This is a genomic window from Flavobacteriales bacterium (assembly GCA_021739695.1).
In the GTDB taxonomy this organism is placed as follows: Bacteria; Bacteroidota; Bacteroidia; order UBA10329; family UBA10329; genus UBA10329.
On sequence record JAIPBM010000014.1, the window covers coordinates 83,427 to 100,065 of the forward strand.

Consider the following 16,639-nt stretch of genomic DNA (forward strand, 5'->3'; position numbering starts at 1 on the left):
GCATATAGATTCTACTCTACCTGAACTGAAGTAAGTTAAACATGATAACACACCTACACGGTGTCTTGGAAGAAAAGACACCTGCAAGTGCTGTCATTGACTGTGGTGGAATAGGATATTTGTTATCAATATCCCTTCATACCTATGCTCAATTGCCCGATAAAGGCACCTGTCGGCTATTTACCCATATGGCCATACGGGAAGACGCGCATGTGCTCTTCGGTTTTTATAACCGCGATGAACGTGAATTGTTCCGCCAGTTGATTTCTGTATCAGGAGTCGGAGGCAACACAGCCTTGGCAATCCTTTCTGGATTGGATCCATCAGGCGTAAAAGACACCATTGTGAGTGGAAACGTTTCTGTCTTAAAGTCAATCAAAGGTGTGGGGCCTAAAACGGCCGAACGCATCATTGTAGACCTGCGAGATAGGATGGGTAAAGTGGAAGTGGGCGAATTGGCTTTGGGACTACCGCAAAATAAAGGCCGTGAAGAAGCGTTAACCGCGCTCATCACTCTTGGATTTGCCAAAAATGCTGCAGACAAAGCAGTAGATAAAGTGCTGAAAACCCATGGAAAAGACCTAGCGGTGGAAGAGATTGTAAAACACGCCCTGAGCAGTTTCTAAGCCTGAGAATCTTGTAATGCAGCGTTTGTCTAAGAAACTCTTACTCATTTCTATTGTTGTCACAGGGCTTGGCCTTGTGGCGGTATCAGACGCGTCCACGCCCAATAAACGGAAGGCGATCATCGGATTGGAGCTGCTCACGTTTGCACTGGACACACCGCCTGCCGACCAACTTCCATATCCGCTGCAAGACTCATATGATCCAACTCCAACAGGGAACGAAAATGGATTATACCTCAGCGACCCAGACAACATTAAGACTGACATTGAATACAATCCGGAGACGGACGAGTACAACATCAATCAGAAGGTTGGAGACGAGATAAATTACCGTCCGCCCACATACATGTCTTTTGATGAATATCAGGATTATCACGCCAATCAGGCACTACGTGATTACTGGCGAGAAAAGGCGCAAAGCCAATCTGAAAGCCAGCGTAAGCCGCTTATCCCTAAACTGAACATCAAGAGTAAACTTTTCGAAAGTATTTTCTGCGGAAGTACCGTGGAGATCCGACCTCAAGGTTCGGCCGAACTTATTTTCGGGGTGAACGTCTCCAAGATCAAGAACCCAGCACTTCCGGCCAAACAGCAGACGAACACGACCTTCAACTTCGATCAGAACATTCAGCTCAACGTAACGGGTAAGATCGGAGATGCGATGACCTTGGGTGTGAATTATAACACAGATGCAACGTTCGATTTCGAAAATCAGATGAAGTTGAAGTGGGAAGCTTGTAACGAGGATCAGATCTTACGTAGCATCGAAGCAGGTAACGTTTCGCTTCCACTTACTGGATCACTGATTTCTGGAAGCCAGAATCTGTTCGGAGTAAAGGCAGTTACGCAGTTCGGTAGGTTGAAAGTGACAGGAATCTTCTCGCAGCAGAAGAGTGAGAGCAATTCAGTTGAAACACAAGGTGGTGCTCAGGTTACTAAGTTTGAGGTAAAAGCGGATAACTACGAAGGATACCGACACTACTTTCTTACACAGTTTTTCCGCGAGAATTACGATAAGTGGTTAGCCGACCTTCCTTTAGTAAAATCGCCAGTTAACATCAACCGTGTGGAGGTTTGGGTTACTTCGGTCAACTTCAATGACGATTCAAGGAACATTGTGGCTTTCATGGACCTTGGAGAGAAACCTTCCGACACCTACAATACTTCCTATGTTCTACCAGGAAGTGGAAATCAAGGCGTTCCGAACAATAATGCCAACTCGCTTTACAGCAATGTTTACAACTTGCCTGGTTCGCGAAACATCAGTCAGGTATCTTCCAATTTTGCATCGCTTGCCGGATCGAACAATTTTGTCAACTCGCAGGATTATGAAGGATTGGAATTTGCTACGAAGCTAACCCCTTCCGAGTATACCTTCCATCCACAGTTGGGATACATTTCGCTTAATCGAGAATTGCAACCGAACGAAGTGCTTGCTGTAGCCTTTCAGTATACTTACGCAGGACAAGTATATCAAGTGGGAGAATTCTCCACTGACGGTATTACAGGTCAGGATGCGCTTTTCGTGAAGTTGTTGAAGAGTACGGTCACCAATCCGAAAATTCCGATTTGGGATCTGATGATGAAGAACGTTTACAACATTGGAGCATATCAGGTATCTAAAGAAGATTTCACGCTCAATGTCATCTACGACAACATTGCCGCAGGAACACGAACCAACTACTTGACGGAAGGTGCCATCAATGGACAGATTCTGCTCCGAACGCTGAATCTCGATCAGTTGAATTATAATAATGACCCTTATCCAGATGGATTTTTCGATTTTGTTGAGGGAGTTACCATCAACAGTCAGAATGGGCGCATCTACTTTCCAGTAGCTGAGCCATTCGGCTCGTATTTAACGAGCAAGTTCTTACCGTCAGAGGCAGACATTGCTAAAAAGTACGCGTATCCACAATTGTACGATTCTACTCATCAGGCGGCACTTAACTTCCCAGAGCTGAACAGGTTCATTCTTGCAGGTACGTACAAAGGCGCAGGAGGAGCAGAGATATCTTTGGGTGGCATGAACATTCCGCAGGGAAGTGTGAAGGTGACTGCTGGTAGTCAGACGCTGGTTGAAAATCAGGATTACACGGTAGATTATACCTTGGGTCGGGTCAAGATCATCAACCAAAGCGTGTTGGAGTCCAATCAGAAGATCACTGCCTCGTTCGAGAGCAATTCCCTTTTCAATATTCAGCAAAAGACCTTGGGCGGTGTTCACCTCGATTATGTGGTGAGCAAAGACCTCGCATTTGGTGCCACAGTTCTTAATCTGAGCGAACGACCGCTTACCCAGAAAGTGAATATGGGCGATGAGCCGATCAATAACACCATTTGGGGTATCAATGGAAATTACCGAACTGAGTCACGGTTCCTTACAAAAATGGTTGATAAGATTCCGTTGATCAATACGAAGGAGGTTTCCACTATTTCTGTTGCTGGAGAATTTGCCCATTTGATACCAGGCAATGCAAAGGCTATCACCAAAGGCGGGGTTTCTTACATCGATGACTTTGAGGGAAGTGTAAACTTCATTGACCTGAAAAGCAGGCAGACATGGGTGTTGGCCAGTACACCTCAAGGACAATCCGACCTTTTTCCTGAAGGATCATTGAGTGATGATATTGGGTATGGAATGAACCGAGCACGGTTTTCATGGTATATTGTAGATCCCCTTTTTCATCGTACCAACAACCTCACGCCTAGCCATATGACGGATCAAGACCGTTCGTATCAATACACGCGGCAGGTGGTTGAGCAAGAAATTTTCCCAAACAAGCAATCTTCCATTGCCAACCAGCAGACTACGCTGCCAATGTTCGATATTGCCTATTTCCCTAAAGAAAAAGGGCCATATAATTACGATGCGGATGGTAAAACACCATCAGGTCAGCAGGTGGCAGCCGGGTTGGACACGGATGGTTCACTGAAAGAACCGGAAACCCGTTGGGGCGGTATCATGCGGCCTATTCAGACCAGCAACTTTGAAACCAATAATATTGAGTTCATCCAATGTTGGATCATGGATCCATATTACTATGATGACCTTACGAATTCCCATACCGGTGGCGACCTTTACTTCAACCTCGGAAACATATCGGAGGATATTCTTCGAGATGGAAGAAAATCGTTTGAGAACGGACTTCCTACACCAAACAACGATAACCCGATAGATTCTACGAGCTGGGGGATTGTTCCAGATGTACAGAACATCATCAACGTATTTGATAACGACCCTGCTGCGCGACCTTTTCAGGATGTTGGTCTGGATGGGATGAACGATAGTGCAGAGGTAAGCTTCCACACGGCCTCTGGCATTACGCCTCCCAATTCCAATTATGTGAATAAACTGAATGATCAGCTCGCGCTTGGCACCATCACACAGGCCGCCTATGATAAACTGATTTCAGACGTCTCATCAGACAACTTCCAATACTACAGAAGCGATGAATGGGACGCCAAACAGGCTTCAGTGCTCGAGCGTTATAAGTACTTCAATGGTCTTGAGAACAATTCACCAACCGCAACCCAATCTGGAACCTCGTTTCAGGCTTCTTCATCTACTTTGCCAGACGTAGAAGACATCAACCGAGATAACACGGTTAGTCAAACGGAGAACTACTTTCAATATAAGGTGAGTTTGCGAAAGGAAGATCTCGTTGTAGGAAAAAACTTCATTACCAATGCAGTGATGGGTAGAGGAACCTTGGCCAACGGCCAACAGATAGATGTTATGTGGTACCAGTTCAAGATTCCTGTTAGGACGCCAAATAAAGTGGTCGGTAATATTCAGGATTTCCGTTCCATTCGTTTTATGCGAATGTTCATGACGGGCTTTGAGGATTCGGTGGTAGCCCGTTTTGCGCGGTTGGAGTTGGTACGAGGCGAATGGAGAAGATACCTTTTCTCGTTAGAGGAACCGGGCGAATATATCCCAGGCGACCCTTCGGATGATTCGCCTTTCGATATATCGGTAGTGAATATCGAACAGAATAGTGAGAAAGACCCTGTCAATTACATCTTGCCTCCAGGAATCGACCGCCAGCAAACGCCTTCAAGTAACACTACGCTTCGTCAGTTGAATGAGCAAGCACTTTCCTTGACTGTTTGCGACCTTGCAGATGGCGATGCGCGCGCTGCTTTCAAGAACACACAGTTTGATGTGCTTTCGTATAAGAAGCTGAAAATGTTCATCCATGCCGAAGCCGTGGGCGATCACATCCTCAATGATGATGACGTGACCGTTTTCCTTCGACTTGGAACCGATTTCGACAATAACTATTACGAATACGAGGTTCCTTTAAAGGTAACGCAACCTGGTTATTATGATGGAAACTCCGTAGACGACCGCTACGATGTTTGGCCGATCTTGAACAATATTGACCTAGAATTCGCGGAGCTGACCAATGCCAAGACAAAAAGAAATGTTGACCTGATAACCGACCCAACGGTGTCTCTTACAAAACGCTACGTGGTAGATCATGGACCAACCAACAAGATCGTCATCAAGGGAAATCCGAATCTCGGGAACATCAAGTCGATTTTGATCGGTATCAGAAATCCTAAAAAGGATGGTGTCCATACTGGCGATGACGGTTTATCGAAGTGTGTGGAGGTTTGGGTGAACGAATTACGTCTTACCGATTTTGATAACAGAGGAGGATGGGCAACTACCGGCCAAGTGAGCATGAAATTGGCCGATTTTGCTGTGGTTAATGGAGCGGCCGATTACAAGAAATTCGGTTTTGGTGCCTTCGATAGTAAACCGACTGAACGTTTGCGCGAAAGTGTGGCCAACTACGATCTTTCTGCACAGATCCAGCTAGGTAAATTCTTCCCAAGCAAACTGGGGATTAACCTGCCAATGTATCTCGGATATGGCGAAACCTTCGGAACGCCTCAGTACAATCCGCTAAATCCAGACATCAGCATGGCGGCTACTTTGGCGAACCTGAATGAGACTTCCACCAATCCGGATTCATCGCGTAAGGCGCTGCTTCAAGCTACGCAGCGCTACCAAAAGCGGAGAAGCATGAACTTTACGGACGTCCGAATTGGAATCAAGGGTAAGAAACCAATGCCTTGGGATCCAACCAACTTCGGGTTCAACTATTCCTACAATCAGGACTACATGCGCGATATCAATACCAAGTATCGCGAAACACGGACCTACAAAGGTGGCATGAATTACAACTATAGTCCGAGTGCTAAGAACGTTCGACCGTTTACGAAGCTTAAACTCGTAAATGCCATGGTTGATGCTACCAAGGAGCGGCAAGAAACCAAGACAAAAGAACAAAAGGCAGTTGTTGACAGTCTGAAGCGCGCCAATGTGAAGGGAGAGGAAATGGCCGAAGCGGAAGACCTCTTGGAGAAGTACAACAAGCGAAAAGAGAATTATAAGAAGTGGTCGAGGGAAATGCTTCGTTCTGGTTGGTGGCAGCCCATCAAGGATTTCAACTTTAATTACTTGCCAAATCGGTTAGGTTTCCAAACGGATATGGACAGAAGGTACACCGAACAACAGCTACGTAACACCACCGATTATCAGGACCTGAGGATTGATTCCACGTTCCAGAAGTCATTCTTATGGAATCGTTCGTACCATTTCAAGTACGACCTTACGAAGGCGATCAAGATTCAGTTTGATGCTTTCAACTTTGGTAGGGTTGATGAGCCACAAGGGCCAGTTGATAGGAAGTTCGATAACTGGGAACACATGCGCGATTCTATTTGGTCGAACGTGTTGAACGGAGGTAGAACCACGCAGTACAACCATGCAACCACTGTAAACTGGACACTGCCGATCAACAAGTTCCCTATATTCAATTGGGTAACTTCTAATGCATCCTACACAGGTAATTATACATGGAACGCGGCCCCATTGACATGGAATGATACACTGCAGAAGTTTGCGCAATCGTCTTTTGGAAATACGGTGCAGAACTCACAGAATTGGCAGATAAACGTGAACGCCAACCTGACACAACTCTACAATAAGGTGCCGTTCCTGAAGAAGATCAACCAAAATCAGCGTAAGTCAAGCAGCGTAAGGAACAACAAGAACAAGGAGAAGTCGAAGCCGGATGTCAAGACCGAACCGGGAGATACGAGCGAAACCGAAAAGCCGAAAGTTAACGTTGGAAAAATACTGGCCGAAGGCTTGGGTTCCTTGGTGATGATGGTGAAGTCTGTAAATCTTACCTATTCCGAGAATAACGGAACATTGCTTCCGGGTTATAACCCTCAAACGGATTATCTCGGACTTGATCAGGGCATGTCAAATATGGGCGGATTCGTGCCATTCATCTTTGGTTGGCAAAGCAATGTGTTGGATGATGTATCTACAGGTTACGACATCCGAAGAGAAGCAGTGAAAGGTGGTTGGATATCGCAGGATACCTTGCAAAGTAGTCCGTTGGTGCAGACGCAATCGAGTTCACTCAACCTGAGAGCCACGGTAGAGCCATTCAAAGGATTCAAGATTGATTTGACCGCTACCCGAACGTATACCGAAAGTGTCACGGAATATTTCCGTTGGGATGAGGCGCTGCAACAGGCCATTACCAATAATCCGGTTACATCGGGTAACTTCAGTATGTCTTACATCACGGTAAATACCACTTTTAGTAAGCCAAGGGCTGACGATTCATCTCCTGTTTTCGATCAGTTCAAGGATAATCGCATCGTCATATCCAAGCGATTGGCCGATGAGTATCCTGGCTACTTGTTGAGCGATGATCAGGGATTTGCACAAGGGTATGGAAGAACGCAGCAGGACGTGTTGATACCTGCTTTCCTTGCAGCTTATGGCGTTTACACACCCGAAAAGATAGAGCAGAGTCCCTTCCCGAAAATTCCACTACCAAACTGGAGGATTAATTACGATGGTTTGGGCAAGATCCCGTTCATTAAGAATTTTGCGCGGAACGTGACCCTTGGGCATGCTTATCGCTCCACCTATAGCGTAAGCAGCTTTACTACCAACTTAGGGTTCTCTCCGTTGGTGGAAGGCGAGAGTTTGCCGAATTCGCGCGATAGTTCCGGCAACTTCATTCCGCAGCTTCAGATCGGAAACATCACCATCAGCGAGCAATTCAGTCCTTTGGTCAGCCTCGATTTCAACTTCAAGAATTCGATGACTGCCAAGTTTGAAGTGAAAACCAGTCGAAATCTTTCGTTCAATTTCTCGAACGATCAGCTTACAGAGGTAACCAGCGAAGAGTACATCGTTGGGGCCGGATATACCTTCAAAAACGTTCCTTTCCCGATCAAATTCGGAAAGAGCCAGAAGCGGATCAAGTCGGATATGAATCTGCGGATCGATTTCTCGCTTCGCGATAACCGAACGATGATCCGTAAGATGGAAGAAGGGATCAATCAGGCAACGTCTGGACAAAAACTCATCAGTATAAAGGTCAATGCCGATTACGTCATCAACCAGCGCTTTAACATCCGATTGTTCTACGATGCGGCCATCAACACGCCCGTTGTTTCTTCATCGTTCCCAACGCAAAATCATGCCGCTGGTTTGAGCTTAAGATTTACATTGGCTGAATGATAGCTGCATTGCCGAAAAACATATTTTTGGCCGACATTAATTAAACGCCTTATAAAATGAATATCCCACAGAATCTCCGTTACACAAAAGAACACGAATGGGTCAGCCTTGATGGCGATGTGGCCACGGTTGGCATCACCGATTTTGCACAAGGTGAGTTGGGCGATATTGTGTACGTAGAGATTGAAACGGAGACAGAAACACTGGCTGCGGACGAAGTTTTCGGAACGGTAGAAGCAGTGAAAACGGTATCAGACCTTTTCATGCCTGTTTCTGGAGAAGTGATAGAAGTGAACAGCGGATTGGATGCTGATCCGGAATCAGTGAACCGCGATCCGTATGGTGCCGGATGGATGATCAAGATTCAACTATCTGACGTGGCACAATATGATGCACTTCTTTCTGCTGATGATTACGCAGCGCTGATAGGAGCCTGATCAGACTCATGTCGCAGACCTTTAGAATAGTATTGGCTGTCCTGTGGACGGCCTTTATTATTTATGGGCTTACCGCAGCGCCAAGCGAACATCCTAGGTTCCCTTGGTTGGCGTTGGAAGGGATGGACAAATTGATCCATGTGCTGCTTTTTGCTGTTGAGGCTAGCCTAGTTGCACTTGCGTTAAGCAATGAGAATGCGAACAGAACGGTGATTCTTGCCTTGCTCTGGTGTTCTATTTTAGGCGGCAGTTTAGAATTACTTCAACATTATTTCGTTGAAGGACGTTCAGGTGATGTGTTCGATCTGCTTGCTGACATGATCGGAAGCGTGCTTGCCATCGGAATAAAAAGCATTTTTGAAAAAAGATAATGCCCTTTGTGGAATAGAATAAAAACCTGCATCTAAACCTTTGAAAAGCAATTGTTGAGTTTGCCTCAATAATTTTAAATTTACCGACCCATAAAATAACTTGGTATGGAGATTAAAAAGAATCCTGAAGTTGACCTGGAGAAAATGCGCTCGCTGTTTCTCGCTGCAGGTTATGTTGTAGCATTGGCCGTTGTGCTTACTGCTTTTGAGTGGAAGACCTTTGATGCGTCTGCCGCTGACCTAGGCCAATTGGTTGTCGATGATGTCGAAGAAGAGATCATTCCGATAACGGAAATGGACAATTTGCCACCACCCCCACCACCGCCACCGCCACCAGCTCCAGAAATCGAGATTGTGGAAGATGACGTTGAGATTGAAGACGAGGTCGAGATCATGGATGTGGAGGCCGATCAGGAAACCGTTATTGAAGAAGTGGAGCCTGTAGAGGAAGAATCGAACGAGCCAGATTTCTTTACCATCGTGGAAGACATGCCTTCTTTCCCAGGCGGTGATGCTGCTTTGCTCAAATTTATTGCCGAGCACGTAGAGTATCCACCGATTGCGAAAGAGAACGGTATTACGGGTGTGGTTTACGTAAGCTACATTGTAGACAAAGATGGTTCTGTTAAGGATGTGAAAGTTGTGCGTGGTGCCGACCCATTCTTAGACAAGGAAGCCGTACGTGTTGTAAAGACACTGAAAGGCTACAAGCCAGGAAAGCAACGTGGTAAGCCAGTTCCGGTTCAGTTCACCATTCCTATTCGGTTCGTGCTGAACTAATAGTAGAAATACATTGAGTATGAATCCCGATCGGCAATTGCTGATCGGGATTTTTTTTGTGCAATAACTAGAATGTCATCGCGTTGAACCAAAAAAGCAACGCGCATGGTGTAACCGTACTTAACCTTTTAATCCTGTTAAAATGAAAAGTTCGAATTCACCATTGGAAAAGAAGCGGCCATTGCTATTTGCGGCCGGTCTCATGTTTGCCGTTTCAATCACCCTTGTCTCGTTTGAGTGGCGCACGCCTTATAAAGTGCCTTACATCCCCGAGGACATCGGTGGAACAGGCGAACTTCCCTACGAGCTCCCTGATATTACCACTCGAGATGATGAAGACGAGATCAAGAAGCCCGAACCACCAAAATTGGAGGTGAAGACCGATCAGATAGAGATCGTAGAGAAGGATATTGTCGATAATGACGAACCGGATGAGCCCTTCATTCCTGAAGTGATGGATGATCTACCAAAAGGAGATGGTGATGCACCAGAACCTGATGCGGACGAGCCTGATTTCTTCACCATTGTAGAAGATATGCCCAGTTATCCGGGTGGCGACCCAGCGCTTTTAAAGTATATAGGCGAACATGTGGTTTACCCAGCCTTAGCCATCGAAAACAACATTACGGGAGCCGTTTGGGTGAGCTACATTGTAGGAAAGAACGGTAAAGTAAGAGATGTGGAGCTCGTTCGCGGGGTACATCCCTCGTTAGACAAAGAAGCCCTGCGCGTAGTGAAATCCATTGATGGATACACGGCCGGTATGCAACGCGGAAAGGCCGTTCCGGTCAAGTTTACTATTCCTATCCGATTCGAATTGAAGTAAGCTATTTCCATCGCGGAAAGAAGGATCCCGAGCTCTACCAGAGAGCTCGGGATTTTTTTATGCAATAATCCAAGAGAGGCACACGTTGGGGTATAAACGCAGCGCGCAGATGGTAAAACCTTACCTAATCCTTTAATCCCACCAAAAATGAAAAGCTCAAAAGCACCTTTGGAGAAGAAAAGGCCGTTGCTGCTCGCTGCCGGTCTCATGTTTGCCCTGTCAGTAACCCTCGTTTCCTTCGAATGGAGAACACCGTATGTCTTGCCTATAATCGATACTGGTATATCTAGCGGAGATGACGAAACGGTCTGGATTCCGATAACGCTGCAAGAACCTACGGCCAAGGTTGAGAAGCCTGCCTTGCCAAAGGCCGATCCCATTCCGCAGCCCGTAGAGATTACTGAAAAACCCGTAACCGAAGAAGGGAAAGAAGAGCCAAAGCTTACGAATGAAATGATTGTTGAGAATCCAAACATTGGAATTCGGACACCAGATAAAGAGGTCGTGGAACCAGTGGTGGTTGAATGGGCACCCGTGATGCCTGAGTATTGCACAGGCGAAGAGGATATGATGAAGTTCCTTGGCGAAAACCTGACCTATCCACGTATTCCGTTGGACAATGGGGTATCTGGGGTGGTGATTGTGGAGTTTGTGGTAGACAAGAACGGGAATGCACGCGATGCCAAGGTTGTCCGTTCTGTAGACCCATGGTTGGATGCCGAAGCTTTGCGTGTTGCGAAGATGCTCGAGTGCTTTCATCCAGGAATGCAAGGCGGCCAGAAGCTGAATGTGTACCTGCGCCTGCCCATCCGCTTCTCCCTTGCGCCATAGGTGGTTGCCTAACCGCGTTATGTAATACTTTTGTCCCAAGCCATTCACCTTGCGCTTGGGACTTTTTTTAGCATTTGTCATATTGATCCTTTCTGCTGTTCCTAGCCTTGGCCAAGAGCAGTACAACCTACCGTTCAATCAAGAGCAGTACACGGAATTTGAGGGCTTTGTGAATGAAAAGGGTTCGGAATTCCATTCGGGGCTACGGCCTTTTCGCGTTAAGCAGATGAATCAATCCTGTCCGTACGACTCCATTCAATGGCAGAACTTCCACAAGGGCAAATTTTCGAGGACCTTTGTAGGTAAGAAGCTCTTTCGGGTGAGTATGCTGAGGGTCGATTCGGCCAAGTATCAACTTTATGTCGATCCGGTGTTCAATCTCGAATTAGGGATGGATGCCGTAAGCAAGGAGCGACTGACCGTGAATACCAAGGGACTGAACTTCAGAGGAAGTATCGGCAGATCGCTCTCATTCAGCACCACTTTTTGGGAAAATCAGGCCACGTATCTGCCTTATCTCAACACATGGATAGATAAGAATCAGGTGGTGCCCGGGGAGGGGCGCATCAAGGATTTTCAGTTTGACAATGCCTTGTATCGCTTTCTGGGTGTGAAGGTAAAGGGCTTCGACTTTTCGATGGCTTCGGGCCATGTGTCGTATTCGCCCGTAAAGGCCGTGAACTTTCAGTTGGGCAACGACCGCTTTTTCATTGGTGAGGGCTATCGTTCGATGTTGCTGTCTGATGCGGCCTACAACTATCCCTATTTTAAAGTGAGTACCAACGTTTGGAAGATCCAGTACGATTTCATTTTCACGCAGCTGCAGGATACGCGGCTCTTCTCCACCTTCGAGTCGGGGTTTAAGAAGAAGTGGGCTTCATTCCATTACCTGAGTGTGAATGTGGGCAAGCGCCTGCAAGTAGGTCTGTTTGAAGGAGTCGTTTTTAAGAGCGATAGTGTGGGCAATGGCGGTTTCAATTGGAATTATTTCAATCCCATTACGCTGTTCCGATCGGTGCAGTATGCCTACGACCATTCGGGGAATAACGCCTTGGCAGGTTTGAACGTGAAGTTCATTCCTTTTAAGCAGGCCGCCTTTTATGGGCAATTGGCCATGGACGACCTGGACTTCACTAAACTGGGAAAGAAGGGCTACATGGGGCAGAAGTTGGGTTGGCAGCTTGGCTTTAAGATCTACAATGCCTTTGGGGTGCGCAATCTGTTCGGTAGGTTGGAGTACAACGCAGCCCGGCCATACACCTACGCCACCAATTCATCCCTTACCAGCTACACGCACTACAATCAGCCCTTGGCGCATCCCTTGGGCGCCAATTTCCACGAGTTTGTGGGCGAATTGGGCTACCGCTGGCACGATATGCGTTTCAGTTATCGCGTAAGTGTGGCCTCTGTGGGGCGCGATTCGGTGGGCAGGAACTACGGGAACGATGTGTTCCTGTCGGATGTGCAAGCAGTGAACGGAGCGGGCTCCTACGGCAACTCCATCGGGCAGGGCGTGAAGACCACGCTCATCTATCAGAAGGTGGAATTGGCCTATGTGATGAATCGGGCTTCGAACTTGCAGATCTTGATCGGCTTGAACCATCGTCTGTCCAAGAACGATTACAGCAAGGAGCAGAACGCCTATGTGTATTTTGGCATACGAACCATGATAAGAAACATCTATCATGATTTTTAGACAGCTGACGGTCATAACGTTTGTGGCGCTGCTGCCATTGCTGGGTTTTGCGCAGCGATTGGTGGTTCCGCATTCTTATTTGCTGGAGACCTACCTGCAAGAAGATGCAATGGGAAGCGGGTCGCCTTATTTCCACGGCAACATTCAGCCTTGGGTGCTGGGGCAGGAGCTGGAAGATGCGCGTGAGGCCAAGTTGCAAAGCTTCGAGCATCGCGATAGCTCTTCGTTGCATCGCTTCTCGCAAGGTCATTTCTTCGATTACAGTAAAAAGTGGTTCGGGCTGCAGCTAGACCCGATCTACCACAGTGTGGCGCGCTACGGAACAGCCTCTGGGTTTACCAGCGAACTGATCGGTGGCCTGCGCGGTAATGTTTATCTCGGCAAGAACTTCTTGGGGCACTTTTCCTTGCGTGGTGGGGCTTTCCGCCCAGTGGCGCACATGGCGGCTTACATGGCTGTGAATAATGTCGACCCCGGACAGGGAAGCTTTAAGAATACGGGCTACTTCAACACCTTCTTCGACCCAAGTGGTTACCTCTCGTATTCGCCTTCCAAGCATTTTAATGTGCAGGCCGGGTACGATAAGCTCTTCATCGGCAATGGGTATCGCTCTCTGTTCCTATCGGATAATGCCAATCAGGCGGCTTTTCTCAAATTGGACACGCGGGTGTGGCGCCTACGCTACGTTAACATCTTTGTGAACTACAAGGATGTGCGGCCTGGGGCGTATCGCAACAAGTTGGGCACCTTCCATTACCTCTCGCTCAACATTGCCAAGCGTTTCACCATCGGATTGTACGAAAGCATTATTTGGCAGGGAGCCGATTCTACAGGAAAGCGGGGCTTCGAGCTCAATTACATCAACCCCATCATCTTTTACCGTCCGGTTGAGTTCTCCTTGAATTCGCCCGATAACGTGATGCTCGGTTTCGACTTCCGTTACCGCATTGGCAAGAACAACCATCTCTACGGACAGCTTATTTTGGATGAGTTCCTATCGAATGAGGTGTTCAAGAACATCACCGCGCGCAACGACAGCAACGTGCAGAAAGGATTTTGGGGAAATAAGCAGGGCTTTCAGGTGGGTATCAAAGGTTGGAACCCCTTCAAGCTCAAGAACCTCTTTTATCAGTTTGAGTTCAATTGGGTGCGGCCTTTCACCTACACGCACGTAACGGTAGAACAGAACTTCGGGCATTACAATCAGCCTTTGGCGCATCCGCGAGGGGCCAATTTCTACGAATCGGTGAACGTTTTGCGCTACCGCAGAAACAATTGGTTGCTAGAGGCCAAGTTCATTTATTCGAACTACGGACTCGACACGAACAGCGTCAGCTTTGGGGGTAACATTTACCGCTCGTACCTACAACGGAGTGGCGAATACGGTCATAAGATGGCCGATGGCCTGAACACCAATCTCTACCTGTGGCAGGTGCGTGCCGAATATGTGCTGAATGCCACTTGGGACCTTCGCCTCATTGGCGGATTTACCAGCCGTGTGGAGCAATCGGCCATCCATCGCAACGAAGAGCTTTACGTCTTCTTCGGTATCTCGTCCGATATCAGGCGGCCCTTCGATGATTTTTGACGCTGCTTCTTGGGCTAAGGAATCACGATCAGGTTCAGTTTAAAATCGTAAGTGTAGGTTTTGCCTGCGCCAAGTTCCACTGCCACAGATTCTGGGTAATACTCCGTTGCAGAAGCTTCCAATGTTCCGATGAAGATGCCGTTATCTGGAATGTCTGTGAGCTCGAGCTTGAAGTTTCCGTCCGCATTGGTAGTGGTGGTGATGAAAGCAGCGGTACCGGATGATTTGGCTGAAACCGTGGCATTCTCGATAGGAGCCAAGGTGTTCAGGTCAGAAACGTTGCCAGAGATGTAGATGGAGTTGGGTTTTGGAGTTATTGGTTTACCCGAAGAGCCTTTGCGATTAATGATGATGCGTGCCTGTTTGTAGGCGTTATATAATTCCGGGTTCGTTGATCTGAAGGGAATCATAAGCGGGTCTAGCTGTTGTGTTAACAGCTCTTGCGTCTGCGAGATGAGGTCTTTTAGCGTCTCGGTATGAAGGTGGCGTGCATTCACTGCTTCTCGAGGACTTTCGAGTACGGCCACGTAGACATTCAAGGCATCTTGCCATGAGGTAACGATCGTAGGGTCTATCCCGTAATCTGCCATGGCAACAAGGTTGGCACTGACGAGGCCAATACGGTATTCGCAGAAGCCCTGCATGATATCGTCCTTTATCTTTTGAATTTCGCTGATGGGGTAGTCGAACTCGGCAGCCAAGGTATTGTTGCCTATGGCAATGGCCCATGCCTTGCACGGTTGCAATACGGAGTTGGTCATGTTATCGAGGGTATCGCGGAGGGCGGTCTTATCCTGCGCGACACCTGAGGTGTTGGTTGACTGAGAGCCGATCTGTTTATTGATGGCAACGATGTTTGACTGGAGCTGCCCAAAGGCGGTTGTGCGAGCAGGAACCGCATCGATGTCTGGCTGATTGGCCAAATAGAAGTTGTTGACGATGATATACATGTCGAGGCGATTGGATTGTGAATCTGTCATGATTTCTAATTTTTATGCCCAATGGGCGGTTATGTCTTTAAAAACTTTGGTATTGCAGCGAAAATTTTGGGCGCAGTGATTTTTCCTTTTTGTGCTGACGATGAAGCATATGTTTCGGAACATGAAGGGTAGGTGGCGAGGCTTGAAGCCGTTATGGCTTGACTGAAGGCATAGCTGGCGAGGCTTGAAGACGTGATGGCGAAACGAACATGCGTGATGGCGGAACGCAAAGCCGTGGTTTCGGAGCTGGAAGGCCAGATGGCGGGAACGGAAGGCGCGATGGCTTAACTTTTTTTAGCGTTGGCGATGCACTAGCTGTCAATTTCTGACGTTTTAAAGGGTGTTAAAATGGTGAAACATGCTTGTTCTGAACTTAAAACGCCAACTTGTGATGCGCGGCATTAAGCATGGAGTGTCTTACTTGCAGCATCATGGATATACGGAGGCAGAGGCCCGTAAACTGATCAATGGGAATTTGAAATTGATACGGCTGACCCTGCTTGCACGGTTGTGCGAGACCTTTAAATGTTCTCCGAACGAATTGTTTGATTGGGAGGGCGACCCGACCCATGTATTGTCAGAGATCAGCAAATCGGAAGCACCGAATATTCTGAAGCTGCTGGAGGGTAAGAGCCCACAGGAGCTGGAGGAGATCTTGAGGAAGTTGAAGGAGATAGGTTAGGGTGCTTGGGTCGGGGTTTTTTCACGCAGAGGCGCGGAGAGAGTGACAGGGTAGTTGGTGATTGTGCTGGATGAAGAGGTTTGAAGCACGAAATTCTAAAAGAGGAAATACGAAAAGGGGATGAAGTAATGAAGGGATTCTTATCGTGCTTTTCTCTTGATAGAAAAGCACCAAAAGATCAAGGCTTGGAATTCTCATCGACCCTCCCCGCTCTCCGACCTGAACGGGACAAGCCGCTTCGCTTTTGCGCCCCGT

At 47.4% G+C, this 16,639-nt stretch carries 11 protein-coding genes; 10 read left to right on the forward strand and 1 reads right to left on the reverse strand.

The features are described from left to right. Window positions 1–41 precede the first annotated feature (41 nt). The 9 genes from ruvA to K9J17_10420 all read left to right on the forward strand — a co-directional run bounded on the left by ruvA (window position 42) and on the right by K9J17_10420 (window position 14,722). On the forward strand, window positions 42–626 hold the full coding sequence (ruvA, locus tag K9J17_10380; GenBank protein MCF8277132.1) for a Holliday junction branch migration protein RuvA: 585 nt from the start codon (window positions 42–44) through the stop codon (window positions 624–626). A 16-nt stretch (window positions 627–642) separates the two neighbouring features. Then, window positions 643–8,193 carry a cell surface protein SprA gene (gene sprA / locus K9J17_10385; protein ID MCF8277133.1) on the forward strand — a complete coding sequence of 2,517 codons (7,551 nt, stop codon included), beginning with the start codon at window positions 643–645 and terminating at the stop codon, window positions 8,191–8,193. 56 nt (window positions 8,194–8,249) lie between these two features. After that, on the forward strand, window positions 8,250–8,630 hold the full coding sequence (gene gcvH / locus K9J17_10390) for a glycine cleavage system protein GcvH (GenBank protein MCF8277134.1): 381 nt from the start codon (window positions 8,250–8,252) through the stop codon (window positions 8,628–8,630). 8 nt (window positions 8,631–8,638) lie between these two features. Continuing rightward, complete coding sequence (locus K9J17_10395) at window positions 8,639–9,001, forward strand: VanZ family protein (GenBank protein MCF8277135.1); 363 nt, start codon at window positions 8,639–8,641, stop codon at window positions 8,999–9,001. 105 nt (window positions 9,002–9,106) lie between these two features. Further along, window positions 9,107–9,781 (forward strand): energy transducer TonB, encoded by a 675-nt coding sequence (locus tag K9J17_10400; protein MCF8277136.1) that lies wholly within the window; start codon window positions 9,107–9,109, stop codon window positions 9,779–9,781. 142 nt (window positions 9,782–9,923) lie between these two features. Beyond that, window positions 9,924–10,607: a TonB family protein gene (locus K9J17_10405; protein ID MCF8277137.1), complete on the forward strand. Its 684-nt coding sequence runs from the start codon at window positions 9,924–9,926 to the stop codon at window positions 10,605–10,607. 147 nt (window positions 10,608–10,754) lie between these two features. After that, a complete protein-coding gene (locus tag K9J17_10410; protein MCF8277138.1) occupies window positions 10,755–11,438 on the forward strand; it encodes a TonB family protein in 684 nt (227 codons plus the stop codon). A gap of 55 nt (window positions 11,439–11,493) precedes the next feature. Beyond that, window positions 11,494–13,134 (forward strand): hypothetical protein, encoded by a 1,641-nt coding sequence (locus K9J17_10415; GenBank protein MCF8277139.1) that lies wholly within the window; start codon window positions 11,494–11,496, stop codon window positions 13,132–13,134. Next, a complete protein-coding gene (locus tag K9J17_10420) occupies window positions 13,124–14,722 on the forward strand; it encodes a hypothetical protein (GenBank protein MCF8277140.1) in 1,599 nt (532 codons plus the stop codon). The genes K9J17_10415 and K9J17_10420 overlap by 11 nt, the downstream gene beginning before the upstream one ends. A 14-nt stretch (window positions 14,723–14,736) precedes the next feature. Here K9J17_10420 and K9J17_10425 read toward each other — a convergent pair whose 3' ends face one another. Beyond that, window positions 14,737–15,702: a carboxypeptidase-like regulatory domain-containing protein gene (locus K9J17_10425; GenBank protein ID MCF8277141.1), complete on the reverse strand. Its 966-nt coding sequence runs from the start codon at window positions 15,700–15,702 to the stop codon at window positions 14,737–14,739. Window positions 15,703–16,060: 358 nt separating this feature from the next. Here K9J17_10425 and K9J17_10430 point away from each other — a divergent pair, with 358 nt between their 5' ends. Beyond that, window positions 16,061–16,384, forward strand: a complete 324-nt coding sequence (locus K9J17_10430; GenBank protein ID MCF8277142.1) for a helix-turn-helix transcriptional regulator — start codon at window positions 16,061–16,063, stop codon at window positions 16,382–16,384. The last annotated feature ends 255 nt before the right edge of the window (window positions 16,385–16,639 follow it).